The following is a 25,059-nucleotide window of genomic DNA, read 5'->3' as shown; positions in this document are numbered from 1 at the left end:
TGCGATGATCGGTCAAGGCATGATCAGCAACATACTGGAAACCATCGGTAACACGCCGCTGATGGAGGTCGACGGCATATTTGTGAAACTGGAGTTCACCAATCCCTCGGGGTCGATCAAAGCGCGGATTGCCAAATACATGATCGAGCGCGCCGAACAGGACGGTCGACTTTCGCCCGGCGACACAATCGTCGAAGCCACCAGCGGCAATACAGGCAATGCGCTGGCCATGGTGGCGGCAGTCAAGGGCTATCGGATGCTGGTGGTCATGCCCCGAGGCATGACCAGTGAACGTGTTGCGATCTCCCAGGCCTATGGCGCCGAGATCCTTTTCACCGGACAATTCCATGTCAACGAGGCTCTGGACAAGGCGCGGGAGCTGGGCCAGCAGCCGGGTTATTTCTGCCCGTCGCAGTTCGAATCGGAAGACAACGCAGAGGAGAACCGCGTACTGCTGGGGCGCGAGATTCTGGATCAATTGCCGGCTGGCCGTGTGCCGGATGCGTTGGTCATGGGCGTGGGCACCGGCGGTACGCTGATCGGGGTCGGTCAGGCGTTCCGGCAGGTCAACCCGAATGTCCGCCTGTTTGCCATGGAGCCGTCGGAATCCGCCACGATCAGCTGTGGCGAGGTCGGGGAACACGCGATCGAGGGTATTTCCGACGGTTTCGTGCCGGGCATCTATGCCAGCAGCCGCCATCTGGTCGACGCGGTTTATCCGGTGACCAGTCAACAGTCGCTGCAAACCATGCGAGAGCTCGCTCGCAAGCACGGTTTGCTCGTGGGGCCGAGTTCGGGCGCTCATATGGCCGCCGCGCGACAAGTGCGCGAACAATTCCCGGAGTTGAAGACGATCGTCACGCTGTTTTGCGACGAGGGCGAGAAATATGTCAATGAGCATTTCCTGACGGATGATGGGGCCGAACAGGAATCCGCTTCGGAGACGCAAAACGCCTGATCGACTGGCGCCGGACGCTGAATATTGATCCAGCCGTTACTGCCAGGCCCATGGCTGGGTTAGCGGATGGCAAAAGTGGGGATGGCGTCACTGCATAACCGGAAGTCGTCTGCCGGCCAGCGGCCTGGCCGCAGCTGTGGTCAGGTAAAAGTAACGGCGGCGCAGTCGCAGGCAATGGTTTTCCAGTATGCGACTGCTGCCGGAGGCCACCAATTGCTGTCAAAAAATCAGTGAGGCCGCCAATGAGTGCTACTGCTCCACAACGCCACGTCAATCCCGACCCGGGCATGCTGTTGTATCCCCGGATCCGCAAATCGCCGTTCTTTTATGCTTCGCGGCAACACGGCGTGGCGCAATACAGTGTCTACAACCACCACTATCATCCGCGCCATTACGGCGATCCGGTCGCCGAATACTGGGCTCTGGTGAACGACGTCACGTTATGGGATGTCGGCGTCGAACGCCAGATCGAAATTTCCGGGCCGGATGCCTTTGAATTCACCAACAGCCTGGTTTCGCGCGATCTGCGGCAGTGTGATGTCTACCAGTGCAAATATGCCTTCGTCACGCTGCCCGACGGCGGTATCCAGAATGATCCGGTGCTGCTGCGTCTGGAAGAGAACAAATTCTGGCTGTCGCTGGCCGATAGCGACGTCATACTCTGGGCCAAGGGCGTGGCCTACCAATCCAACTACGATGTCACTATCCAGGAAGTGGATGTGGCGCCGGTCCAGGTTCAGGGCCCCAAAGCCAAGAAGGTCATGATCGATCTGGTCGGGGAATCGATCCTCGAGATGCCCTACTACTACATGGGCGAGTTCATGATCGACGACATGAGCGTGGTCGTCTCGCGGACCGGCTACACGGGCGAGCTCGGTTACGAGATTTATCTACGCAATGCGACGGCCAACGGCCAGCGATTGTGGAACCGGGTGCTCGAAGCCGGCCGCCCGCATGGCATGCAGGTGATCGGCCCCTGCCATATACGCCGCATCGAGGGCGGCATTCTCGCCTTCGGCTGCGACATCTGGTACGACACCAACCCATTCGAAGTCGGCATGGGCTACAAGTGGATGGTCGACCTGCGCAACGACGATGACTTCGTCGGACGTGCTGCACTCGAGCGCGTCAAGGCGCAAGGCGTATCGCGCAAGCTGGTCGGCGTTGAAATCGGCGGCGCCTCGGTCGGCTCCTTCAACGATGGCTCGATGATCGACGTGTTCCCGGTCTATACCGGCGACGAGCGAATCGGACAGGTCACTTCGGCCTGCTACTCGCCGCGCCTGGAAAAAAACATTGGCCTGGCCATGGTCCCGATCGAGCAGACCGAGATCGGAACCGAGCTGTCGGTGACCACGCAGCATGGCCCGCAGGACGCGATCGTGGTCGAGAAGCCTTTCTACGATCCGAAAAAGGAAATCCCGAAAGGCTAAAAATTCACGGATACGGTGTTTGCCATGACCAGCGACGAAAAAACGGGAATGGGGCGGGCGTTAGCCCGCCCCGACTTCGAAATCATGCCGATCAAGAACGGGCTGGACGCCGCCCGCAATCTGCCAGCGGGCGCAATAGCTACCGTGACCTGTTCGCCGGATCAGGGCGTGGACGGTACGGTCGAGTTCGCGGCCAAGCTGCAAGCCATGAATCTGACGGCGGTCGCGCATCTGGCGGCGCGGCGCATCGTGGATCGAAACCATCTCGATCGACTGCTGACGCGCATGGACGATGCCGGCGTTCGCCACGTGTTTGTGATCGCCGGTGATCGTACCGATACCCCGGGCGCGTTCGCCAGTGGCTATGAATTGGTGCGTACGCTCCGGGATTCCGGAGCCGAACTCGCCAGCATCGGTGTGCCCTGCTATCCGGAAGGGCACGGCTTCATCGACGATGCGACGCTCAGCCAGGCTCTGGTCGCCAAGGCCGAGCATGCTGACTACATGGTCAGCCAGATCTGTTTCAACGCTCAATCCACGCTCGACTGGCTCCGGCGGACGCGGCGCGAGAGCGGTGTGTCATTACCGCTGTATGTCGGCATACCCGGGGTGGTCGCACGGACCAAACTGATCAATATCGCGATGCGTATCGGAATCGGCGATTCGATCCGTTTCCTGCGCAAGAACGCCGGTCTTATCGGCGGGTTGATCAGTGGCTCGAAGTATCGGCCGGATGCGCTCATCCGCGATCTCGCGGCGGCTTTCGACGACCGGTCGCTGAATCTGGCCGGGCTCCACATCAACACCTTCAACCAGGTCGAGGCAACCGAAGCCTGGCGGCAGGAACAGCTCAAGGCGTGGCACATGGAAAACGCCGTTGGGGACGCCGCGGGTTACGACTGAGAGCCACGGCGACCGGCGACGATAGCAGCAGTTTGGTTCCGCAGACCATCCGGGCATGGCGCTGGATGCGCGGCCCGTTTTACGCTCGCCTATACACACTGCGGTGGTGCACGGCTCATCGCGCCGTGTTCAGTCCGTATTGCATCTTCCGTCGAGGCTTGTCATGTTCAAGCTTTATTGAAATGGAAGGTGCCTCAGGATGAACTCGTTTCTGTGTTGTATTCGCGCCGTCACGGCTGCCCTGTTGCTTGCGGTCGTCGTCACGGGCACCGCGATGGCCGCCACGGCGCCGATTACCATTTACACCGACAACTATGCTGGCGACGAAGCCATGAGTCGCGTGGCCCGGGACCTGATCGAACAACACTACGATGCCCGTGTCCGGCTCAAGTCGGTTTCGGTGGGGGTGGCGTTTCTCGGCACGGCCCACAACGACAACGCCCTGTTCATGGCGGCCTGGCTGCCCAAGACCCACGCCGCCTACATGAAGCGGGTCAAGGATCAGGTCGATATCCTCGGCACGATCTACAACGGCGCGCGTATTGGCTGGGTGGTGCCGAGCTATGTGCCGAAGGATCAGTTGAACAGTATCGCCGACCTTGAGAAACCGGCGATCCAGAAAAAACTGCATCACAAGATCCAGGGCATCTCGGCTGGTGCCGGCGAAATGCAGGCCTCGCATCAGGCGCTCAAGGCTTATGGTCTGAATCACATGCGCCTGATCACCGCCAGCGGCCCGGCGATGACCGCCGCGCTCAAGCGCGCGATCGCCAACCATCAGTGGATCGTGGTCACGGGCTGGAGCCCGCACTGGATGTGGCAGCGCTTCGACCTGCGCTATCTCAAGGACCCGAAGAAGGCGCTGGGCAGTGCGGAACACGTCGATACCATTGCCAACCCGTCGCTGAAGCAGAACTATCCGCGGGTCGCCGCGATGTTCTCGCGCATGCACTTCAAGCTGGATGATGTCAACGCGATGCTGGCCGACGCCAACAAGACGTCCTACGACGCCGCGGCCAAGCGCTTCATCGCGCAGCACCCGGACCTGGTCAAATCGTGGCTCGGGAGTCATTCATGACACTCGACAGCCCCGGCCCCGGTGCCGGCCGGGGCCCGCGACCCGTCTACTGCCGCAGTGCGTAGCGCCGCTCGACCTGATCGAGTACCAGCGTGATTGCGCTGACCAGTACCAGATAGATCAACGCGGCGACCAGAAAGATCTGGAAATACTTGAAGCTGTCGGCCCCGATCATCTTCGCCTGGCCCATGAGTTCGGGCACGCTGATGGCGAATGCCACCGAAGTGTATTTCAGTTCGATGATGACTTCGTTGGACCACTGCGGCAGGGCGATGCGCCAGGCCTGCGGCAACACGATGTGACCGATGGTTTGCATCCGGGTCAGCCCGATCGCGCGTCCGGCGGCGAGCTGGCCCGGGCGTACCGCGCGAATGCCGGCGCGGAAATACTCGGCTTGGTAGGCAGCGGTGTTGATGCCGATCGCGACCATCGCAGCGGTGAGCGGCGCGAACACGATCCCCACCTGCGGCAGCCCCTGATAGACGATGAACATCTGCACCAGCAGCGGCGTGCCGCGGATGAGTTCGATATAGCCCGTGGCCAGCGCGCGCGAGACCGGGTCGCCGTAGACCCGGGCCACGGCCAGAATCCAGCCGGCGATAAATCCGCCGATCATTGCCACCGCCCAGATCGCCAGCGTGTAGCCGGTGCCGTGCAGCAAGGCCGGCAGATTCGCCCAGGCGAAGGCGAACCAGCCGCTCATCGCGCCTGCCCGGTGTCGTCGGCCTCGCCGACCAGCGCGGCGGCGATACCGTCGATGAAGTCGCGGGTGCGTTGTTCGCGCGCTTCGTGGAAGATCTGGTGGGCCGGGCCTTCTTCCACCACGCGCCCCTCGGCCATGAACAGCACGTCGTCGGCCACGGCCTCGATGAAGGCCATCTCATGCGAGACGATGATCATGGTCATGCCTTCGGCCACGAGTTCGCGCATCACCCGCAGCACGCTGCCCACCGATTCCGGGTCGAGTGCGGAGGTCGGTTCGTCGAACAGCATCAGTTCCGGTTGCATGGCCAGTGCCCGCGCGATCGAAACACGCTGCTGCTGACCGCCGGACAGCTCCGCCGGAAAGGCCTGCCATTTCGCGGCCAGGCCGACGCGCTCGAGCTCGCGCCGGGCGATGGTCTCGGCCTCGGCGCGCTTGAAGCCGCGCACCCGGCGCAGCCCGAGCATGAGATTGTCGGCCACGGTCAGGTGGGTGAACAGGTTGAAGTCCTGAAACACGAAGCCGATGCGCGAACGCAGGGCGTCCAGGTCGGCTTTTCTCGCCGTGAGTTCGGTGTCATCGAGCCAGATTGCGCCCGCATCGATCGGTTCCAGGCCGTTCAGACAACGGATCAGCGTTGACTTGCCGGCTCCGGACGGGCCGATGACGCCCTTCACCTCGCCGGCCGTGACGTCGAGCGACACGTCGTCGAGCACGGTATGTTCGCCGAAGCGTTTGGTCAGATGCGAAACCCGCATCAGGTGCGTGGCGGATACAGTCATGGCGGACGGCTAGTGGGCGAAACCGGGCACGCGCAGACGGCGATCGAGCCGCGACAGGCCCCAGGTCGCGGTGAGCGAGAGCACGAGATAAACGACGGCGGCGGCCGAGTAGACCACCAGTGTATGGCCGTAGTTGGCGGATACGATGTAGTCGGCCTGACGCATCAACTCGACCACGCCGATGGTATAGGCCAGTGAGGTGTCCTTGAGTTCCGACAGCGCCTCGTTGGTCCAGGGGCCGAGCGCCTGGCGCATCGCCTGTGGCAGCACGATATGCACGATGGCCGCGCGCCGCGTCAGCCCGATGGCGCGGGCCGCGGCCATCTGCCCGGATGGCACCGAGGCGATCGCGCCGCGCACGATCTGCGATTGATAGGCGGCCGAGCGCAGGCCGAGCGCAAGCGCGGCGGCCGCGAACGACGAAATATCGTAGAACCCGGAAATGCCGTAGTAAAACAGGAACAGCAGCACGACCGCCGGTATCGCGCGGAACAGCCGCTCGATGAGCGTGGCGCCGACACGCAACGTCCAGTGGCCATAGCTCTGGGCCAGCCCGAGGGTCGTGCCCACCACCACGCCGATCGCGAGCAGCGCTACGGCCAGGGCGACCGTGACCGCCGCGCCTTCGGCGAGGTAGGGCAGATTTTCCCAAAGGGCCTGATAGATCATCGGCGTGAAGGCGCGCGCAATCGAATCAAAAAAGCCGGCGATCGCGGTGGGCGAGCGCCGGCCCGTTCATGAGAGAACTCTTACTGCGACAGACCGGGAATCGGTTTGTGGTAGGAGTCGATGCCGGCCGGCATCGGGCCCGGCACCGGCGTAATCTTCGCGCTCGGCATGTACTTGTGCACGATCCTGGCCCATTCGCCGGACTTGTAGATCGCCACTTCGCCGGCATTGAGCTTCTTCAACAGCGCCGTGTTGCCCTTCTTCACGCCGATGGCATACACCTGCGGCGGCTTGGGGCTGATCTCGCCGGCGATCTTGACCTTGCCCGGGTTGTCGGCGACGAACTTCCGGGCGGTATCGTCGTCCAGGAACTGCGCGTCGATACGCCCGATCAGCAAGTCCTGCAGGGCGGTGGTGCCCTGTTCATAGGTCTTGATTTGGATGTTGCCGCCCTTGTCCACGATCTGATGCTTCAGATAGTCGTAATTGGTGGTGCCGGTCTGCACGCCGACGGTATGGCCGCCTGACAGTGCCGTCTTGGCGGTGAGTTTGGAGTCGGCCGGCACCAGCACATCGAGCTTGATCTGCCACCAGGGCACGGTGAAGTCGATCTGCTGCGCACGCTTGGGCGTAACGGTCAGCCCGGTGACCAGCAGGTCGATCTTGCCGGCCTTGAGCGCCGGGATCAGTGACGAGAACGACATCGAGCGAAACTTGACGTCGAAACCCTGTTGCTTGGCGATGGCCCGTACGGCGTCCGGCGCAATGCCGACCACCTGACCGTGATCGACCGCGGCCCATGGCGGGAAGGACGGTTCCACGCCGGCGATATAGGTTTTGGCCAGCGCGGCCGTGGAGCCCAGCATCGCGGCCAGCGCGATCGAGAGAATACAAATCAGGCGCATCGCAAGTTCCGGTTTTTAAAAAAGACGAAATCCACCCAGGCCCCGCCGGCGACTACCCGAGTTCGCGGCGGCGACCGCTTATTGAAGCATACCGCGATCGGAGATTCAGCCATTGCAACGATGGATCGTTGTCCCGAACGGCAAAGTCTGATTAGTTGACTGCCCGGATCACATCGGCTGGGAGGCGTTTTGGGTCTGCTGCTGTTATCGACAATCGCTTATTTGCCGCTGGTCGCCGTTGTTCTTCTTAACCTGATCGTGCCGGCGCGCCGCGTGCTGCTTGCCAAAGCGTATCAGGGTTTGCCCGACGAGGAGGCCAGCCGGGATGCGTCGCGACAGACACGGGTCGGGATTGCGTTGCTTGTCTGCCTGACGCTCGCTCAATGCTGCGCGCTGGTCTATTCGCTGCAGACTCAGCAACGTGCGGTCGCTAACGATCGTGGCGATCGGGTCCTGCATGGCATGGATCTGGCGGGGCCGTCGGATTAGACGGCCGCCCCGACGCCGGTGCTGCGCCACCAGGTGCGCGGCTGGGCTGTGTGACCATCGGGCATCGGCCGACGTGTTCAGGTGCGCTGGCATCGGCCGGCCGGCGCAGATTGCGCGCTGCGGTCGACGGTCAACGCCCGGTGGGATCCGGCCATTCCGAGGCATCGCGGCGGGGCGCGCCGCCGCGGTCGGCCCGAGTCTTGAATAGCCGGATCGTACCGGTGTCGTGACACGCTACACTGGGCGAATCACGCCCGCGTGGCGTAGGGAAACAACGTCTCTTGGGGGTAGCGTGCGTCGTAAGACCAGCCAACGCTCGGGCATGGCCGAGCTGACCGTCCGGGGTATTCTCCTGGGCGGCTTGATTACCTTGTTCTTCACCGCGGCCAACGTCTATCTCGGCTTGAAGGTCGGTTTGACGTTCGCCACCTCGATCCCCGCCGCCGTGATCTCGATGGCGGTGCTGCGGGTGTTTTCGGATTCGACGATTCTGGAAAACAATATCGTCCAGACGGTGGCCTCGGCCGCCGGCACCCTGTCGGCGATCATCTTCGTGCTGCCCGGGCTGGTGATGATCGGCTGGTGGCAGGGCTTCGATTTCGTCACCACGGCCGTGATCTGCGCCACGGGCGGGCTGCTCGGCGTGATGTTCTCGGTACCGCTGCGGCGGGCGCTGGTGGTCGATACCGATCTGCCCTATCCGGAAGGCCGGGCGGCGGCCGAGGTGCTCAAGGTCGGCGCCGGCTCGCGCGAAGGCGCGGCCGAGAGCACGGCCGGGCTGGCGGTGATCGCGGTCAACGGCCTGGCCTCCGCGGCGTTCGCTCTGGCCGCCCAGATGAAGGTGGTGGCCGGCGAGGCGTCGCTGTGGTTCCGCACCGGCGCCGGTGGTGCCACCGGTATTTCCGGCAGCCTCTCGTTCGCGCTGCTCGGTGCCGGTCATCTGGTGGGGCTGTCGGTGGGCATGGCCATGCTGGTCGGCCTGGTCATTGGCTGGTGGGTCGCGTTGCCGCTGCTCACCGCCATGAGTGCGGTCACCGGTTCGCCGGCGCACATCGCACAGACCGTGTTTTCCGGCGACGTGCGTTTTCTCGGCGCCGGGGTGATCGGAGTGGCCGCGATCTGGACGCTGCTGCGCATCATTGGCCCGGTGCTGGCCGGCATCCGTTCGGCCCTGGCGGCCTCGTCCGCGGTGCGTGCCGGCGGCGAACGGCCGGTCGAGGAACGCGACATACCCATCGGCATCGTCGGGGGCGTCGCGCTGGCCACGCTGGTGCCGATCGGCGTGCTGTTCTGGGTGCTGATCGCCGGCGGTGCGCTGGCCCCGGCTGCCGTGCCGTTGATCGCGGGGTCGCTGGTGTTTGTGGTGGTGGCCGGGCTGATCATCGCTGCCGTTTCGGGCTATATGGCCGGGCTGATCGGCTCGTCGAACAGCCCGATTTCCGGCATCGGCATTCTCTCGATCGTGGCGGCCTCGTTGCTGCTGGTGGGCCTGTTCGGGCGCGATCATGCGCCGGCGACCACACAGGCGCTGGTAGCGTACGGGCTGATCGTCACCGGCGTGGTGTTTGGCGTGGCCACCATTTCCAACGACAACATGCAGGATCTCAAGACCGGCCAACTGGTTGGGGCGACGCCGTGGAAACAGCAGGTGGCGCTGGTGTTCGGCGTGGCCTTCGGTTCGCTCGTGATTCCGCCGGTGATGGAATTGCTCAATACCGCCTTCGGGTTCGCCGGGGCCGCGAATGCGACGGCCAATGCCTTACCGGCGCCCCAGGCCGCGCTGATTTCGTCGCTGGCGAAGGGCGTGCTGGGCGGTAATCTCAACTGGGGCATGATCGGGATGGGCGCCGGTATCGGCGTGCTTGCGGTGGGGGTCGACGAAGTGCTGGAACGCAGCGGCCGCATGCGGTTGCCGCCGCTGGCGATCGGCATCGGCGTGTATCTGCCCATGAGCGTGACGCTGCCGGTGGTGGTCGGCGCGGTGATCGGGCGGTTCTACGATCGCTGGGCCGCGCGTCGGCAGAACGCCGAATTCGCCAAGCGATTGGGCGTGCTGACCGCGACCGGGATGATTGTCGGCGAGAGTCTGTTCGGCGTGGTGTTCGCCGGCATCGTGGCGGGCAGCGGTACCGATTCACCGCTGGCCGTGGTCGGGCCCGGATTTGCGCCGACCGCTCTGGTTCTTGGCACGGTAGTATTCTTTGTCGTGGTCGCCGCGCTGTACCGGGCCACCATGCGGCGCGTGGGCGACTGACAGGAGCTTGCCAGCGCCGCACCGGGTGTTCGGTACCGATCATTAGACTAAAGTATGATGCGCCTGAGTGACCGCGTCATGGAAAGTGACGCGGGCCTGGTTCTGTCGGTGCGTGATCGTGCCGGCCCCGGAGGAACGACAGCAATATGTCCGATACACCGCGCATTGTTGTCGTCGGCGGAGGCGCCGGCGGCCTGGAACTGGTCACGCGACTGGGGCGCAAGCTCGGCCGTCGCGGCAAGGCCGAGGTGATCCTCGTTGATGCCAATCCGACGCATATCTGGAAACCGCTGTTGCACGAGGTGGCGACCGGCGCGCTGGACCAGAGCCTGGACGAAGTGTCCTATCCGGCGCATGCGCGCACCCATGGCTATCGCTACCAGCTGGGCGCGATGACCGGCATCGATCGCGCCGAACGCCGGGTTCGTCTGGCCCCGATTCACGATGAGGACGGCACACAGATCCTGGCCGAGCGCGAGCTGCCCTACGATTACCTCGTACTGGCCATCGGCAGTGTGTCGAACGATTTCGGCACGCCGGGGGTGGCCGATCATTGTTATTTCCTCGACAGCACGCGCCAGGCCGAAACCTTCCGGCGCGCGTTGCTCAATACATTCCTGCGCCACAGCGACGGTGGCCCCGGGCATGCCTCCCAGCTTTCAATCGCCATCGTCGGGGGTGGCGCCACCGGCGTGGAATTGTCGGCCGAGTTGTTGTCCGCCACCGACATGCTCTCGTCCTACGGCTATTCGAAGATCGATCGCGAGCAACTCGATGTGCACCTGATCGAGGCGGCGCCGCGGATCCTGCCGGCGTTGCCGGAACGGATCAGCCGCTCGGTGGCCGGTCAGCTGGACAACCTGGGGGTGACGATTCACACCGAGACCATGATCACCCAGGCCGATGAAAGCGGCTTCCTGACCAAGGCCGGCGAGCGCATCGATGCCGATCTGACCGTCTGGGCCGCCGGGGTACGCGGCGCCTCGGTACTCTCGGAGCTGGGGCTGACCACGCGACCCAATAATCAGATCCGGGTGCGCGATACGCTGGTGAGTATCGACGATGAACGCATCTTTGCCATCGGCGACTGTGCCGCCTGCCCGATGGGCGAGGACAAATGGGTGCCGCCGCGCGCCCAGTCGGCGCATCAGATGGCAAGCACGGTCTACCACAATCTGCTGGCCACGATCGAGGGCAAGTCGCCGAAGCCGTTCAAATACCGTGATTTCGGCTCGTTGATCTCATTGGCGCATTTCGATGCGGTGGGCAGCCTGATGCGCGGGCGTGCCGCCGGGCGCAGCCTGTTCATCGAAGGCAAGCTGGCCAAGATGTTCTATGTGTCGCTGTACCGGATGCACCAGCGGGCCATTCACGGCATCTTCAAGACCACGCTCAAGGCGGTCGTGGATGGCCTCAACAGCGTGCTTCGGCCGCGGCTGAAGCTGCATTAGCGAGACCCGGGGTGGGTTTATCCGGGCCGACTTGAGCCCGGCTTATCGCGGCCCGGCGAGTGACCGAGTGCGTAGGCTGCGATCAAGCGCCGGGCGGCTTCGCGGCCCGACAGCCAGGCACCTTCGATGCGGCCGCCGGCAAGCCAGTCGCCGGCGATCGCCAGCCCGGAATCGGTATCGGCCCAGCACAGCTCGTCGGCATCCGGGGCGCCCGGGCCCGGCCGGGCGTAACGCCAGCGATGGGTGCGCACGATTTCCATGTCGCTGGCGCGCTGCGCGGTCGCGGTCGCGAATTCCGAGATCAGCGCGTCTGCCAGTTCGGCAGTGGGTGTTTCGATGTGGGATTCGCTGAATTGTGCATCCGCGTGCAGTGTCCAGAGATGGCGGTCGCCGCTGCGCCCGGCCTTGTGCGTATTGTCGGCCACCCAGGACAGCCGCCCCGATTTGAAGAAGATCGCCTGGCGTTCGGGCAGGGCGGGCCCACGAACCACCACTGAATGACAGGCCGCGAGGGCGGCCTCCGGGTGCGCCAGCGCGTCGATACCCACGGCGCGCGGCCCGAGCAGCGCCGCGGTTTGTACCGCCGGCGGGGTACAGACGACGACGTCGGCCCACTCGGCGCTGCCGTCGGCGTAGTCGATGCGCCAGCGCCCGCCCTCGGCGACAATTCGCTGAACCTGGCGCTCGGTTGCGACCTCGAGGCGGGCGGCCTGCAGTCGCTGGCGAACCCAGGCATTGAGTCCGCGTGGTCCGATCAGGCGTTCGCGATCATCGGGCGAGGGCGTCAGCAGCCAGGTGCCGGCCACCCGTTCGGCGCTGGCGATGGCCGGCGACCAGTGCGCGAGACGCCCGGCCTGGAGGTCGGCATCGACCAGCGCGCGAAATCCCTCATCGCGAACGGTGAAATACTGCGCGCCGTAGTCGAACCAGTCGGCGTCCAGCTCCGCGGCAATCCGCCGTGTGGCGCAGCGGCCGCCCGGCCGTGCCGCCTTGTCGACCAGCTTCGGCGCATAGCCGGCAGCGGTCAGGTGCTCGGCGGCGGCCATGCCGGCTACGCCGGCGCCAACGATCAGAATCTGGGTCATGGGCAATACTCGGAAATAACATCCCCCCGGCGAACCGGTTGTCGGTATGATGAAGCAAATTTTGAGGTCGTTCAGGTAGGCCCGTGTTTTCAGTCTCATGCCGGCGATTCATGGCCGGTCTACTGCTTTTGTCCGCCCTGGCCGGGTGCGCCACACAGGGCGGCCCGCCGCCCGCGACGGCGACTAAAGCAGGGACATCATCGACCACGCATCATGCCGCCGCCCAGGGTTCCCATGTCAAACCCTATCCGTTCAAGAACCCACTGACGGCCACGGTGCTCGGTACGCCGGACCGGATGAAAGCCGAGCTGCCGAAGAAAGCGAATCTCTCGATTCGGACGCTCAAGCCGCTGGTCGATCGTAAAACGCCGCCCACGCTGCGCTATGCCCGCCCTCTAAAGTATATGCTGGCCGCCCAGAATCATCCGGCGCCGCTGGCGTTCGTGATTGCCGGAACCGGCGACTCGGCACTGTCGAGCAAATGTCTGCTGCTCTCGCGTGCGCTCTATCAGGTGGGTTACAGCGTGGCCTGCCTGCCGTCGCCCACCAGTGTGACATTCATGCTGGGCGCCGCCAGACACCCCGTGCCGGGGCGCATGAAGACCGACGTGGCCGATCTGTATCGGATGATGCAGGCCGTGCGCGACGATGTGTCCGGGGATATCGATATTACCGGCTATTCGTTGACAGGCTGGAGTCTGGGTGCGACCGAAGCAGCGTTCGTCGCCCATCTGGATCAGAAGCGCCAGGTGTTTCACTTCCAGCACGTATTACTGCTCAACCCCGCGGTCAGCCTATGGGCCTCGGTCGGTCGGATGGACAACCTGTTGCAACGGAATCTGCCCGGCGGCTTCGCTGCGCTGCCCCGGTTCCTGGCGCAGGTCCTGGGCAACATCCAGCAGAGTGAAGGCCATGGTAAGCCCTTGCGCTTCAATGAAGATGCGCTGTATCAGGCCTACGAGAAAGGCGCCTTCGACAAGAAGGATATCGGCGCCATCGTGGGCCTGGCGTTCCGGCTGTCGCTGGCCAACATGGCATTCGCCGCCGATGTGCTGACGCATTCCGACGTGATCGTGCCGAAGAACGTCAACCTCGGGCCCTATGCTTCGCTCGGGGTCTATTTCCGTCGTTCCTTCCGGATGTCGTTTTCCAATTACATCAACCAGCTGTTGGTGCCGTACTGGAATCGCGACGGCCGGCATGTGAGCAAGGCGCAGTTGATATCCGAGGGCGATATGCACCGCATCGCGCCGTTTCTGGCCAGCGATGACCACATCGCAGTGTTCACGAACGCGGACGATCCGATCCTGAATGCCGACGAGGTCCAGTTCCTGCGCCATACCTTCAAGGGCCGCGCGCGGATCCGGCCACATGGCGGCCACCTCGGTAACCTGAGTTACAAGAAAACGATTCACGCGCTGCAGGATTACTTTACCCAATGAATGCCTTGCAACACGCTCGATCCCGCCGGCCGTTGCCCCTGGTAATGGCCCTGTGCCTGTTTCTGGGGGCCTGTGCCTCGACACCGCCGCCCAAAACCATCGACAACTCGACGCCCGCCAGCACGCCGGTGAGCCAGACCACGGCCAACCCGCTGGCGATCTCGGACCCGGCGGAAGGATTCAATCGTCGTGTCTACCGCTTCAACGCGCTGACCGACGAGTACGTGCTTCTGCCGGTGGTGCACGTCTATGATCGCTACACCCCCGGCTTCATGCGCACCGGCGTGGCCAATTTCTTTTCCAATATCGGCGAGATCACGACCCTCACCAACAGCGTGCTGCAGCTCAAGCCGAAGAGTTCGGCGGTGACCGCATCGCGTTTCGTGATCAATTCCACGGTCGGTATCGGCGGGCTGTTCGATCCGGCCACGCATATCGGGCTGAAACAGCGCGACGAGGATTTCGGCCAGACGCTCGGCCATTACGGCGTGGGTACCGGGCCCTATCTCGTGCTGCCGTTCTTCGGCCCCTCCGATGTGCGCGACGCAACCGGGCTGGCGGCCGATCAGGGCTTGTTGTACGTGCTCGATCCGACGCAGACCAATGGCAACGTGCCGGCCAGTGTGGCCTACAACCTGATGTACGTGATCAACAAGCGTGACCAGACCAACTTCCGCTATTACCAGACCGGCTCGCCGTTCGAGTACACGCTGGTGCGGCTGGTTTACATGAACTATCGGGCGTTGCAGGTCGCGCACTAGATCCGTGGGAAGTGGTCACCGGAATGGGAACAGTTGGCTTTGGGCCGACTACGACCCGAAGCGGTCCTTCGTGCCAAGTGCAGCATGATGCGCTAATCCGACATGAAGGGCGGGAACCAGCCGTCGATGCGGACGCAAGAAGAACTTTCAGTCTCAACATTTCAAAGCTTTCTTTGCAGCAACGGTGCAATGTCTGGCTAGAAACAGAGGCCTGCCGTTCAACTTGCCTGGGAATTAGCTTCGCTCAACCAGATCAATCAGGCGCAAATACCGACCATCTGATGTCAGCTTGGGTTCAGTTTCGGCGATCAAGGCCAGAACTTTCGGTAACTCATACGGTGGCCGAGCTAGAGCCTGTGGTGTGACCCTGTTCATTAAATCCAATGTAGCTTCAGGGTAGCGCACCGTAATGGGTTCTTCGTCATTGATCTCTCGGGTGAACCTGTAGAAGGGATGGTCGTTCGTCTCGACTGGAACCAGAAACTTCTTCACGGCTTCGTAGACCGCCGGAAAGCTGTCGCCGGTATCGTCTAGGAGGCCGACCCATGCCCGTACCGAAGCCGATGTTCGATACTTGCGTTCCCTGGGCCAGACCTCGTTAATGAACGGGATGACGAGTTTGGCCCAGCCACCCTCGTTCTCCTGACCCACCATGCCCAACCAGAAGACGAACTGGTTCCGCGTCTCGTCAGACATCGCCCGAAGGGCCGAACGCATTTCCTTTTTTGATAGGCCAGCGGGCTCGCCAGGGTGGAACACCCGCATGAAGCCTAGCCATTGGGCGGCGATCTCCGAAAGTTCGCGATCCCAAGAAAAGCCCTCAACCCACGGGAACAGTTCAAGCAGGAGCGGCTTTATGACTTCGACCAGCGGTGGCCGCGGAATTTGGCCACTATGCAGGAAGCCATTCCATGCTGGTTCCGAGGCTGGATGATCGAACGCAAGCATCGGAACAAGGCGATGCCCAGTCCATTCAGGATCGACGAACATGAGCCAGTTGAGCTTGCTCATCGTGACCGAAACAGCGTGATCCGAACCTTCCCCCGGTGCAGCGAAGAGGCGTTCCACCCGGCCCTTGATATGTTCCGGGACAAGCGAACCAGCTTCCTGCTTCTCGCCCGGAACGGCGCGGTAAAGAGCCTCGGCGCACATGCCGAGCGGACCATTGATCGCATGTCCGTATGTCCTCCTGGACCGCTCCACCACTTCGCGCCTGACGCTCATCTCGCCGAGACCACTCTCGGCTGCATCCGCACCGCCGCTCAGGATGCCGTCAACAACGTGATCGAAGATTGCCCACCCGAGCTTGTCATCGAACTCTAGGATTGCGACCAGGTTGTTTTCGAGCCATCGCCCCAGTGTGTGCCGCAGCTCTGCGACTACTGCGCCCGGAAGTCGGGTCAGCCTGTGCAAGAAGACTCGTCGTAGCCGCGGAGAAATGTCCTCAGGCAGTTCGTTGATCATGGATGACCAGAAGGCCTGCGGGTAGTCACCGCTCTTGCCTGCAACGGTAAGGGCAGACAGCGCCTTGCGGGGGTTGGCTTTCACTAGCCCGGTGAATGGGCGTTTTTCGGTGAAGCTGCCGAAGTCCCGCTTCAGATCATCCTTGGCCTGCGCCACGATCTCATTCACAGGAAGGTCCCAAACGGCTTCGGGGTTCTCGTCAGTTCCTACAAAGCCGACGTGGGAACCGCGCTCGGTGACCGTTGAAGTCGCCCAGCCATCGCTCCACCGAGGAATGCCCCGGATCATCGCGTCGAGGCGCTCGTTGCGATCAGCGGCAAGGGCACAGCCCTCTAGCTGGAGGTGGCGGGCATATCGCGCCGCGAACTCGTCCCGAAGCTCGGGGAACTTCTCGTCTGACCAATGGGGAAGTTGTTCCGGCCCTTCCAGTATTCGATCAATCAGCCTGTTCTGGCTGTCTTGTGAAAACTCCGGCCAGCGGTCCACCAGCAGGAAAAGAAGCTCTCGAGCTACGTTGATATCCCAGAAAGCCGTCTGGTCGAAGGACAGAATGGTTTTGGCAACTTGGTCAGCTTCGAAGACACTCTTCTTACTGTAGGCATACAGCTTGAGTTTCCGAAAGAAGAACTGATCCGACTCCGGCCAGATCGTGGCATGGGCTCGTACCAGGTCGGGCCGTGTTTGAGACAGGCGATCGAGGAGCTCGACGAACCATTTCATGATCTTGGCGGCTTTAGTGACATGCTGTCGGCCATCGACTACGCGATCCGGATAGTATGTCGGGGGCTTGAAGTAGACTGTCCCGATGTCTGCCAGCAGACCCGACGCGTTGGTTAGCTGCGCTTCCAGAATCGCGAATACCTGCGGCAAGACCTCGTCGGGTACTGCAAGATCGTCGTTGTGTCGTTCAAGGAATTTGACCTCGAACTGACCAAGATCGCGGAGGCGAATGTCATCCCACGACACGGACGGCGGCTTCGACTGCCCCAAGCCGACGAGTGGTCGGATATCAACCCTCGGAGTTGCCACCCGTCGGAAGTCGCGAAGAACGCTGGCCGTCCATCCTTCTTTGGCTACCCTATTCTTCAGGTGAAACCAACTGCCGTCCCATTGGCGGCCCCGGGGGTCCCGGTGGTGCTCAAGGACCATGTTCCAAATGTGGCGCGCCCGCTCGTGAAGGCCTTCCCAGTGCTTCATCTGCCATTGGATCTGTTCCAGCAGGCGAGGGTGCAGGCCGCTTTGCCGAATTGCCCACCAGGCCAGAACGGGGCTATCGATCGCCTTGCTAATCCACGTGATGAGGTGCCCAAGCCGAATTGGAGTTGCTTCATACCCTTCGGCTTGCCGCCCAGCGAGGCGATGACCGTCATGCGGGTTGTCGTCCCCGTCTCGCCAGACGAGAAGATTGTCGTTGCTGACACCCTGCCGCTGCTCATCTTCCGAGATGTGTTCGAGATCGTCGTCGAGCCCGTAGGCTGCCCTTGGATCAAATGTTTCGGCTTCTTGACCGTAGTCCTTGCTCGGTTTGGCTGATCGCACATTGTCATCGATCACACACACCCATTCTGGATCGGGCGTCGGATGGGCCAAAGAAAACAACTTGGCACCTTGCACGGTCCGGAGAACGTGGGCGACTTGCCCACGCTCATGGGCCGACATTACTTTGGGGTCCGCTCGGCTGCGCGTAATCACCGAAGACCGCCATTGCCGAGGATCGTCGGCGCGATCCGCCCAGGCCTCCATTGTCTTCCACAGATCAGCGTGGTCGGCGTAGGCTATAGCAGTCACGCCTCGATCACTCCATTTGGCTTCAATCTCTTCCGGCAGGCCCCGGTCGAACGCATAGAGCCGAGATCGATCAAACTGGCCATCATGGTTCAGGCCCTGGAGGAGGTATTTGATCGGAGGGTCTTCGGCTTGGTAGCCGACGAGCACCACCGTGTATCGGCCCAATAGGCTTCGGATGAAGTTTGTCGCCCATCCTTCCGACAGATAGGCGCGCCCGAAGTCTGCGCTACTCAGCACGTAGCGATGATGATCCGAGCCAGGGTCGGCCAAGCGTCCATGAAGATAGGTGATTCCCTCGATCGTCGCTCCGATCGCCAGATCGGGGAAGACTGGAGGCACATGCCTTGCTAGCTTGTCGCCAACCGCTCCGGTCTCGAACATCAGGTCGAAGTTCGTGGTCACGATCTGTGGAACGCCGCTTGGATTTGTCGAAATCCGTTTGATCAGAGCGTGTTCACGCCCAACCTCTCCCCCCGATGGCGGGACACGCAGTCTTTCGGTGACCAGCGCATTAACCTCGTCTCTACCGTACTCTTGGTGCAGCAGGTTAAAGATTTGATCGAGCGGGACGTTTGGTCCGGAAGGGTCGTCCAGCCAAGGCTGGAAGGCCGTCATGATCCGTGAATCCTCCGGGGGGTCGAAAAACTCGATGACGTGCTGAGTGAGTCCTACAAAGCTCGGCATTCCCGATGGTTGGGAAACACCTGCGCCACACAGGAATACAACTCGCCCAGCATCGCAGCGGGCGAGGAGGACATCTGGGATGGAAGGGCCATCGGCGTAAAACCTCATAGTCCGAACCTCTCGGGGATGCTCGTGGATTCTACTTTAGAACTTGTGGGTGTAATCCAATGTGCGCTTCTACGGGTTTCTGGGTGGCGTCGTTGCTTGGAGCGGACGGCAGGTTTTGGCCGTAAACCGACACGGCCAAGCGCGCCGGCCCGTGTGGAGTTCGGCCCGTCGGATTTCGCTTCGCTAATCCGATCTACGCGGCTGGGGGATTTCAAATCAGGCGGAAGATATCCAAGCTACGTAGGCCGGATTAGGTGCTCGCACCGTAATCCGACAGCCGGGCCCCGGCATCTTCGGATTGAACGTCGGATCAGGTGCGGCGTGCTGATGCGATCTGCCGGCAAGGCATTGTTTTAAAGCCTGTATGCGGAAGACGGCCCGCATACACCGGCTTTCGTTCGGACAAGCCAACGCAAGCGACTCGCGCTACGGTGCGAAACCGAACCTCGCTGTCTTCCGTGGCCCGATGCAAACAGCGTCGAGACCGTAGCCGTTGTGAAGGTTCCCCATCAGACGGGCCGCTCGAAGTCGACCGCATGCCGGCAGGCGCCGGCGCCCGTCTGTTCGGTTCCGTCAGAGCCAGTTCTTGTGCTTGAAGTACAGATACGGCGCGATGCCGGCGGCGACCATGAGCCCGAGCGCCATCGGATAGCCGTAATGCCAGGACAGCTCGGGCATGTGCTGGAAGTTCATGCCGTAGATGCTGGCTACCAGCGTGGGCGGCAGGAACACCACCGCGGCGATCGAAAAGATCTTGATGATCTGGTTCTGCTCGATGTTGATGAAGCTCACGGTGGAGTCCATCAGGAAGTTGATCTTGTCGAACAGGAACGCGATGTGGCTCATCAGTGTGTCCACGTCCGACAGGATTTCCCGCGCGATTTCGCGTTCGGGCGCACGGGCCGGCAGATGGCGAAGTATGAACGAGATGGAGCGCTGGGTGTCCATCAGACACAGCCGGATCTTGCCGGACGAGTCCTCCAGCTTGGCCAGGGCATCGATGGCGGCCTCGTAGTCGGCGTCTTCGTCCTCGAGCACGGTATGGCTGACTTTTTCCAGATCGAGGTGGATGTCCTCGACGGTGTCGGCGAGGTTCTCCACCTTTTGATCGAAGATGGTGACCAGCAGTGATTCGGGCGAATCGACCTCGAGCTGGCCGGCGCGGGCGCGCAGGCGCAGTAGCCGAAAATCGGCCAGGTCGTCATCACGCAGGGTGATCAGGCGCTCGGGCTGCAGAATGAACGCCACGGTTTCGGTGTCGTGCCGGCCCTCGCTCTGCGCGAGAAACAGCGAATGTACGTGGATGCCGTCGGGGTCGACGAAGTAACGTGCCGAGGCCTCGATTTCCTCGACGTCCTCGTCCTCGGGCAACTCATCGGTGAGAAATCGAGTCAGTTCGGCGCGTTCGGCCTCGTCGGCCTCCAGCGCATCAATCCAGTGGGCATGGGCGAGCCGTTCGGCGACCGGGGTGTCCTGCGAACGGTCCTCGACGATACGGCCGTGGTCGATGGCAAAGCTGCGCAGCATGGCCAGTCTCCGGTCTGTGGGGCGAGCGAGCGCGGCCAATGATAGGGCAGCATCCGGCGGATGTCGCCCCGGCCCCACGCACTATCGAGGGATCATGCCGGGAGTTCGGCGATCACGTCGGCCAGGTCCGCGCCGATCTCGAACAGCCAGCGCGCGGGTGTGGCCATGGCGGCCTCTATGCTGCCGGCGCGTTCGACCAGTGTGTAGGTGCCGGTAAAATGGGTTTCCAGTTCGCGGCGTGCATCGTCGGCGATGTCGCCGCAGACCAATAGCGTCGGCGTGGGCCGGGCGGCGCGGGCCACGGCCAGCGGCAATTTGCCGGACAGGGTCTGGCGGTCGGAACGGCCCTCGCCGGTGATCACGCAGCGGGCCTGGCGCATGTGGCCGGCCAGCCCGGTCATCTTCAGCACGGCTTCGGCGCCGGATTCGAGTCGGCCGCCGATCCTTGCGAGCGCGAAGCCGAGGCCGCCGGCGGCGCCGCTGCCGGGCCATGTCGTCCGGTCGCGTGCGCCGGTGGTCTCGGCCAGGTGTTCGAAGGCGGCCTCGACCTCGACGATGTCGTCGTCGGTTAATCCTTTTTGCGGGCCGTAGACGCGGCTGGCGCCGTTTTCGCCCAGCAGCGGGTTGTCGACATCGCAGAGCACGCGGATACGGACATCGGCCAGGCGAGCGTCCAGCCCGGACAGATCCAGCCGCGCGAGCGCCAGCAGGCCGTGCATGCTCGGCGCAATGACCTCGCCCGCGGCGTTGTAAGGGGTGGCCCCGAGCGCGGCCAGCATGCCGAGCCCGGCGTCGTTGCAGGCACTGCCGCCCAGCCCGATGGCGAGATCCGTGGCGCCGGAATCCAGCGCATCCGCGATCAGCATGCCGAGCGCGTAACTGCTGCGCTCGGCCAGTGGCGGGGCATCGTCCATGGCCTCGATCAACGGCAGGCCCAGCACGGTGGCCGATTCCAGCACCACCGGGCCGTCGGTCATGGCGTACCACGGCGCATCCAGCGACCGGCCATGAATGCCGACCAGCGTTGTCGTCTGCCAATGACCGTCGCAGGTCGCGGCCACGGCATCGAGCAGGCCTTCGCCGCCGTCGGCCATGGGCGCAATCAGCGTGCGCGGTGGATTGTCGTGGGCGGTCAGGCCCTCGGCAATCGCCCGGGCGACGTCGATCGCCGCGAGGCTGCCCTTGAAACTGTCCGGAGCGATCACGACGGTTTTGTCGGCCATACCTCGTCTCTTTTGCCGGCCGTGGGCCGCCGGCCGGTTGGGTGTCGGGTCTGCCATAGTACGATATCGGCCGATTGGCCGGTTCCATCTCGATTCCTATGTATTACTTCGCTTACGGCTCCAACATGTGTACCGCGCGCCTGGCCCGGCGCGTACCCAGCGTTCGACCGGTCGGGCCGGCCTGGCTCGACCGGCACCGATTGTGCTGGCATCTCGTCGGCCATGACGGATCGGGCAAGTGCAACGTGGTGGAGACGGGTGACCCGGCCGATCGGGTGCATGGGGTGCTGTTTGAGCTGGACGCGACGCGCCTGGATGCGCTGCATGCGGCCGAGGGCCCGGCCTATGATTTTCTGGAGCTGGCCACCGGCCATGCGGGGGGCGAGATCACGGCGGCGATCTATCGCGGGCGCGCGAAGTGGCTGGACGATACGCTCACCCCGTTTGCCTGGTATCGCGATTTCGTGGTCGCCGGCGCGGCCGAACATGGTCTGCCGGTCGACTGGATCGCCAGCCTGGGCCGCGTGCCGACGCGCCCCGACCCGGATGTCGAGCGCGCGCGCGAGAACCGGGCGATTCTTGAGGAAACGCCCGACAACGTGGTGACTACAGCCCGCTGACCCGCGGTTTCGCCTGCCGGCGGCGGGCGATCCGCTCGGCCAGCCGTTGCGCTACGTGCGCCGGCGTCAGTTCGTCGCCGGCGACGGTTTCGCAATCCTGGCCGAGCGGGGCATAGTCGCTGGGCAGGGTGGCCCGGAACAGCCCGATGACCGGCGTGCCCGAGGCTGCCGCCAGGTGCATCGGCCCGCTGTCGGCGGCGACGAACTGATCCAGGCGCGACATCAGTGCGGCCAGCTCTGTCAGCGGTTTGATCGCGACATGAGCGATCTCGGGGATCACCGGCTCGGCGTCTGCGCCGGGCAGTATCTCCAGCAGTATGGCTTCCGGGACGGCGCGGCGAACCTCCAGAATCCACGCCTGCCACCAGTGACGCGGCAGCATCTTGCGCCCGGTCGCCCGACTGAAGAAGCCGATCACCGGCGCGCCGGGAGGGCGCTCGCCGAGGGCGGCCTGCCAACGGTCGTCAGCGGCCTTCTGGTCGGCCGCATCCGGAAAGACGGCCAGCGTGTCGAAGGTTGTGACCGGCGGTTGCGAAATGGCATTCGTGAGCAGTTCGACGGCCTGCAATGCCTGGTGGCGACTCTCGCTTTTGCTCGCGGCGTGGGTCAGCGGCAGCCACTGGTCGCTCCGGGCGAAGCCCATGCGCTGGCGTGCGGGAATGAGCACCATGCCGAAGCGGTTGCTGGCGGAGTTGCCGGTCGGGTCGATCGTCAGGTCGTAGCGCTGTGCGCGGATGGCGCGCAGCGTGCGCACCATCGGCAGCAGGCGGTTTTCCTGAATCCAGATGCGGCCGATGCCGGGCAGACTCTGCAACAGCTTCGCCTGAGCCGGGGTCTGGATGAGCACATCGATCCGGGCTTCGGGCAGGGTTGCGGCCAGGCTGCGCAGCATCGGGGTGAGGAAAAGGATATTGCCGAGGCGCTTGTTCAGGCGCACCACGAGTATGCGCCGGGTGTCGGGCGCCAGCGGGCGGCGCCGGGCCTCGGGTGTGCCCAGCAGGCGGGCCAGCAGGCTATGAAAACGGCGCCGGTTGTTGCGCTGCCAACGCTTGCCGGCCGCGCGTATGCTTTCGAATGGTACGGTGCGCTTGTTGCTCACGGTTCGGTTCGGCGGGTAGAAGTATCAAGGCTGTGGATGTTGCGTCGGGGCGCCGCCCAGGGCGCAAGTCGCCGCCAGGGCGAACGGCCCGGTCGTGGCGCGCGACGGCACCCGGGTCGGACATGCCCGGGCCGCAGGACCGCGCGGCGGGCGCTACGCCTCGTCTTGCCGTCCATGGTCAATTTTCAGGCCGCGCCCGGCGCGGACTCATACGAAACATCAACGGGCCCCAGGATGGCCAGCGTTGTCTGCCAACGCTGTCAGCGATATATCAAGCGAAGATTAAACCGGCCCGGCCCCGGCGTCGATCACGATAAACCCCGATCCGGCGCCAGCGCTCAGACCCATTGCAGTTCGATTCGTGTGCCTTCCTCGGGCCGGCTGGCCAGTCGTATGCGCCAGTGGTACCGATCGGCCACGCGCTTGACCAGATAAAGCCCGAGCCCCAGTCCGGCACCGGGGCCGGAACGATAACCGCGCTCGAAGGCATGCTGTAGTGCTTCGGTGGTCATGCCATCGCCATTGTCGGCGACGGTCAGACGGTGGTCGGCCAGGGTAATGCGGATCTCGTCGCCCCCGTGGCGCAGGGCGTTGCGCAGCAGGTTGCCGAAGGCGATAACGACAGCGATGCGGGGCGCCCCGATCTCGCAATGATCGAGTGTGCTGATTTCGATCGTCTTGCGGCCCATCAGCGGACGGTAGGCATCCACCACTTCGGTGATCACCTGATCCGCCCGGCAATACGGCGTGGCTCCATCGGCCTGCTCGTCGCGGGCGAGAAACAACAGCGACTCGATGAGCTCGGCCATCTGGTGCGAAGCGCGATCAATACGGGTCAGCGGGCCGCTGTCGGCGAGTTGGGGGTCCTGTTGCAGCACTTCCACCGCCCCCTGGATCACCGCCAGCGGGGTACGCAGTTCATGACTGGCATCGGCGGTGAAGTTGCGCTCGCGCTCGACGAATTCCTCCAGCCGGCTCATGAAGCGATCAAAGGCATGGGCGATCACGCCGACTTCATAGTGTTCGAATTGCGCTGCCAGTCGGGTTGAGCCGGCGCCCGGCTGCAGATTGGCCACGTGTTCGGCCAGGGCGTTGATCGGCTTGAGGCTGATGCGGGCGATCCAGGCGCCGAGCGGCACCGCCAATGCCAGCACCAGCAGCGCGGCGATAATGGCGATGAGCTTGAACAGCGATTCTCGATTTTCGATCGCGGTGATGTCGTAAGCCAGGTACGCCTGCTTGTTGCCAATGGCCTGGGTGCGTACCCGATAGGTGTGATGGTCGAAGGTCAGCGTCACGCCCTTGACGTCGGGCCCGAGACCACGCAGCGCGTCGGGCAGCTCATCGCGCTGGTTCGGGCCCACGACATAGCCGGTCAGGTTGGCCGAATGCGGGATCGCGGCCGCGCCCTCGGTGGGATAATCGGCGACCAGTTCCTTCATTTCGTGGGCGACGAGAACGTTGAGCAGATCGTCCTTGAGCCGGCCATTGATGGTGAATAAGGCCAGCAGGACGGTGCTGACCACCACGGCCACGAACAGAGCCAGCGCAAACGCGACACGAAACTGAAGGCTGTCCCAGGGATTGCGCAGCAGCCGGCCAATCGCTGTCTTCATCGGCCCTGGTCCCGGCC

Annotated in this window: 20 protein-coding genes; 10 read left to right on the top strand and 10 right to left on the bottom strand. The window is 63.4% G+C overall.

Annotated features, from left to right (window positions below; translation table 11 throughout):
• The first annotated feature begins 4 nt into the window (after window positions 1–4).
• From SALB1_RS04955 to SALB1_RS04940, 4 genes are all read left to right on the top strand, one after another.
• Complete coding sequence (locus SALB1_RS04955; protein ID WP_109992852.1) at window positions 5–958, top strand: PLP-dependent cysteine synthase family protein; 954 nt, start codon at window positions 5–7, stop codon at window positions 956–958.
• Window positions 959–1,200: 242 nt separating this feature from the next.
• A complete protein-coding gene (locus tag SALB1_RS04950; RefSeq protein WP_109992851.1) occupies window positions 1,201–2,391 on the top strand; it encodes a glycine cleavage T C-terminal barrel domain-containing protein in 1,191 nt (396 codons plus the stop codon).
• A 24-nt stretch (window positions 2,392–2,415) separates the two neighbouring features.
• Complete coding sequence (locus SALB1_RS04945; protein WP_109992850.1) at window positions 2,416–3,294, top strand: methylenetetrahydrofolate reductase; 879 nt, start codon at window positions 2,416–2,418, stop codon at window positions 3,292–3,294.
• Window positions 3,295–3,493: 199 nt separating this feature from the next.
• Window positions 3,494–4,372: a glycine betaine ABC transporter substrate-binding protein gene (locus SALB1_RS04940; protein ID WP_109992849.1), complete on the top strand. Its 879-nt coding sequence runs from the start codon at window positions 3,494–3,496 to the stop codon at window positions 4,370–4,372.
• Window positions 4,373–4,418: 46 nt separating this feature from the next.
• Here SALB1_RS04940 and SALB1_RS04935 read toward each other — a convergent pair whose 3' ends face one another.
• From SALB1_RS04935 to SALB1_RS04920, 4 genes are all read right to left on the bottom strand, one after another.
• A complete protein-coding gene (locus SALB1_RS04935; protein WP_109992848.1) occupies window positions 4,419–5,075 on the bottom strand; it encodes an amino acid ABC transporter permease in 657 nt (218 codons plus the stop codon).
• The gene (locus SALB1_RS04930; protein WP_109992847.1) at window positions 5,072–5,857 is read right to left on the bottom strand and encodes an amino acid ABC transporter ATP-binding protein; all 786 of its coding nucleotides are present in this window, start codon (window positions 5,855–5,857) and stop codon (window positions 5,072–5,074) included. Before SALB1_RS04930 ends, SALB1_RS04935 begins: the two co-directional genes overlap by 4 nt.
• Window positions 5,858–5,866: 9 nt before the next feature.
• Window positions 5,867–6,526 carry an amino acid ABC transporter permease gene (locus SALB1_RS04925; protein ID WP_109992846.1) on the bottom strand — a complete coding sequence of 220 codons (660 nt, stop codon included), beginning with the start codon at window positions 6,524–6,526 and terminating at the stop codon, window positions 5,867–5,869.
• An 80-nt stretch (window positions 6,527–6,606) separates the two neighbouring features.
• On the bottom strand, window positions 6,607–7,431 hold the full coding sequence (locus SALB1_RS04920; RefSeq protein WP_109992845.1) for a transporter substrate-binding domain-containing protein: 825 nt from the start codon (window positions 7,429–7,431) through the stop codon (window positions 6,607–6,609).
• 189 nt (window positions 7,432–7,620) lie between these two features.
• On the opposite strand from SALB1_RS04920, the gene SALB1_RS04915 reads away from it, so the two are divergent.
• The 3 genes from SALB1_RS04915 to SALB1_RS04905 all read left to right on the top strand — a co-directional run bounded on the left by SALB1_RS04915 (window position 7,621) and on the right by SALB1_RS04905 (window position 11,625).
• Window positions 7,621–7,920 carry a hypothetical protein gene (locus SALB1_RS04915; RefSeq protein ID WP_109992844.1) on the top strand — a complete coding sequence of 100 codons (300 nt, stop codon included), beginning with the start codon at window positions 7,621–7,623 and terminating at the stop codon, window positions 7,918–7,920.
• Between the two features lie 322 nt (window positions 7,921–8,242).
• On the top strand, window positions 8,243–10,174 hold the full coding sequence (locus SALB1_RS04910) for an OPT family oligopeptide transporter (protein WP_109992843.1): 1,932 nt from the start codon (window positions 8,243–8,245) through the stop codon (window positions 10,172–10,174).
• Between the two features lie 146 nt (window positions 10,175–10,320).
• Entirely contained in the window at window positions 10,321–11,625 is a 1,305-nt protein-coding gene (locus SALB1_RS04905; RefSeq protein WP_109992842.1) for an NAD(P)/FAD-dependent oxidoreductase, read from the top strand.
• Window positions 11,626–11,642: 17 nt separating this feature from the next.
• Here SALB1_RS04905 and SALB1_RS04900 read toward each other — a convergent pair whose 3' ends face one another.
• Entirely contained in the window at window positions 11,643–12,710 is a 1,068-nt protein-coding gene (locus tag SALB1_RS04900) for an NAD(P)/FAD-dependent oxidoreductase (protein ID WP_158590631.1), read from the bottom strand.
• A 110-nt stretch (window positions 12,711–12,820) separates the two neighbouring features.
• Here SALB1_RS04900 and SALB1_RS04895 point away from each other — a divergent pair, with 110 nt between their 5' ends.
• The gene (locus SALB1_RS04895; protein ID WP_109992840.1) at window positions 12,821–14,152 is read left to right on the top strand and encodes an alpha/beta hydrolase; all 1,332 of its coding nucleotides are present in this window, start codon (window positions 12,821–12,823) and stop codon (window positions 14,150–14,152) included.
• Window positions 14,149–14,913, top strand: a complete 765-nt coding sequence (locus tag SALB1_RS04890) for a VacJ family lipoprotein (protein ID WP_109992839.1) — start codon at window positions 14,149–14,151, stop codon at window positions 14,911–14,913. Before SALB1_RS04895 ends, SALB1_RS04890 begins: the two co-directional genes overlap by 4 nt.
• A gap of 234 nt (window positions 14,914–15,147) precedes the next feature.
• Here the strand turns inward: SALB1_RS04890 and SALB1_RS04885 are convergent, their stop codons facing one another.
• The 3 genes from SALB1_RS04885 to SALB1_RS04875 form a co-directional block, all read right to left on the bottom strand.
• Window positions 15,148–18,957, bottom strand: a complete 3,810-nt coding sequence (locus tag SALB1_RS04885) for an SIR2 family protein (protein WP_109992838.1) — start codon at window positions 18,955–18,957, stop codon at window positions 15,148–15,150.
• Between the two features lie 573 nt (window positions 18,958–19,530).
• A complete protein-coding gene (gene corA / locus SALB1_RS04880) occupies window positions 19,531–20,484 on the bottom strand; it encodes a magnesium/cobalt transporter CorA (RefSeq protein WP_109992837.1) in 954 nt (317 codons plus the stop codon).
• Between the two features lie 92 nt (window positions 20,485–20,576).
• The gene (locus SALB1_RS04875) at window positions 20,577–21,707 is read right to left on the bottom strand and encodes a glycerate kinase (protein WP_158590630.1); all 1,131 of its coding nucleotides are present in this window, start codon (window positions 21,705–21,707) and stop codon (window positions 20,577–20,579) included.
• A 98-nt stretch (window positions 21,708–21,805) separates the two neighbouring features.
• Here SALB1_RS04875 and SALB1_RS04870 point away from each other — a divergent pair, with 98 nt between their 5' ends.
• A complete protein-coding gene (locus tag SALB1_RS04870) occupies window positions 21,806–22,327 on the top strand; it encodes a gamma-glutamylcyclotransferase family protein (protein WP_109992835.1) in 522 nt (173 codons plus the stop codon).
• Here the strand turns inward: SALB1_RS04870 and SALB1_RS04865 are convergent.
• Window positions 22,314–23,426, bottom strand: coding sequence for a glycosyltransferase family 9 protein (locus tag SALB1_RS04865; RefSeq protein ID WP_109992834.1), 1,113 nt, complete (start codon window positions 23,424–23,426; stop codon window positions 22,314–22,316). The two genes, SALB1_RS04870 and SALB1_RS04865, sit on opposite strands and share 14 nt — an antisense overlap.
• A gap of 338 nt (window positions 23,427–23,764) precedes the next feature.
• Window positions 23,765–25,042, bottom strand: a complete 1,278-nt coding sequence (locus SALB1_RS04860) for a HAMP domain-containing sensor histidine kinase (protein ID WP_109992833.1) — start codon at window positions 25,040–25,042, stop codon at window positions 23,765–23,767.
• Window positions 25,043–25,059: the final 17 nt, after the last annotated feature.

The organism is Salinisphaera sp. LB1, from assembly GCF_003177035.1.
GTDB lineage: Bacteria > Pseudomonadota > Gammaproteobacteria > Nevskiales > Salinisphaeraceae > Salinisphaera.
The sequence above is the reverse complement of the archived record's forward strand: the minus strand, read 5'-3'. Positions and strand labels throughout refer to the sequence as shown.

Excerpts from the sequence above, each read along its gene's own strand:
- SALB1_RS04895 (WP_109992840.1), top strand. The coding sequence starts at position 12,821 with ATGGCCGGTCTACTGCTTTTGTCCGCCCTGGCCGGGTGCGCCACACAG.
- SALB1_RS04925 (WP_109992846.1), bottom strand. The coding sequence starts at position 6,526 with ATGATCTATCAGGCCCTTTGGGAAAATCTGCCCTACCTCGCCGAAGGC.
- SALB1_RS04930 (WP_109992847.1), bottom strand. The coding sequence starts at position 5,857 with ATGACTGTATCCGCCACGCACCTGATGCGGGTTTCGCATCTGACCAAA.
- SALB1_RS04940 (WP_109992849.1), top strand. The coding sequence starts at position 3,494 with ATGAACTCGTTTCTGTGTTGTATTCGCGCCGTCACGGCTGCCCTGTTG.
- SALB1_RS04945 (WP_109992850.1), top strand. The coding sequence starts at position 2,416 with ATGACCAGCGACGAAAAAACGGGAATGGGGCGGGCGTTAGCCCGCCCC.
- SALB1_RS04860 (WP_109992833.1), bottom strand. The coding sequence starts at position 25,042 with ATGAAGACAGCGATTGGCCGGCTGCTGCGCAATCCCTGGGACAGCCTT.
- SALB1_RS04875 (WP_158590630.1), bottom strand. The coding sequence starts at position 21,707 with ATGGCCGACAAAACCGTCGTGATCGCTCCGGACAGTTTCAAGGGCAGC.
- SALB1_RS04885 (WP_109992838.1), bottom strand. The coding sequence starts at position 18,957 with ATGAGGTTTTACGCCGATGGCCCTTCCATCCCAGATGTCCTCCTCGCC.
- SALB1_RS04935 (WP_109992848.1), bottom strand. The coding sequence starts at position 5,075 with ATGAGCGGCTGGTTCGCCTTCGCCTGGGCGAATCTGCCGGCCTTGCTG.
- SALB1_RS04920 (WP_109992845.1), bottom strand. The coding sequence starts at position 7,431 with ATGCGCCTGATTTGTATTCTCTCGATCGCGCTGGCCGCGATGCTGGGC.
- SALB1_RS04870 (WP_109992835.1), top strand. The coding sequence starts at position 21,806 with ATGTATTACTTCGCTTACGGCTCCAACATGTGTACCGCGCGCCTGGCC.
- SALB1_RS04890 (WP_109992839.1), top strand. The coding sequence starts at position 14,149 with ATGAATGCCTTGCAACACGCTCGATCCCGCCGGCCGTTGCCCCTGGTA.
- SALB1_RS04955 (WP_109992852.1), top strand. The coding sequence starts at position 5 with ATGATCGGTCAAGGCATGATCAGCAACATACTGGAAACCATCGGTAAC.
- SALB1_RS04905 (WP_109992842.1), top strand. The coding sequence starts at position 10,321 with ATGTCCGATACACCGCGCATTGTTGTCGTCGGCGGAGGCGCCGGCGGC.
- SALB1_RS04950 (WP_109992851.1), top strand. The coding sequence starts at position 1,201 with ATGAGTGCTACTGCTCCACAACGCCACGTCAATCCCGACCCGGGCATG.
- SALB1_RS04910 (WP_109992843.1), top strand. The coding sequence starts at position 8,243 with ATGGCCGAGCTGACCGTCCGGGGTATTCTCCTGGGCGGCTTGATTACC.
- SALB1_RS04900 (WP_158590631.1), bottom strand. The coding sequence starts at position 12,710 with ATGACCCAGATTCTGATCGTTGGCGCCGGCGTAGCCGGCATGGCCGCC.
- corA (WP_109992837.1), bottom strand. The coding sequence starts at position 20,484 with ATGCTGCGCAGCTTTGCCATCGACCACGGCCGTATCGTCGAGGACCGT.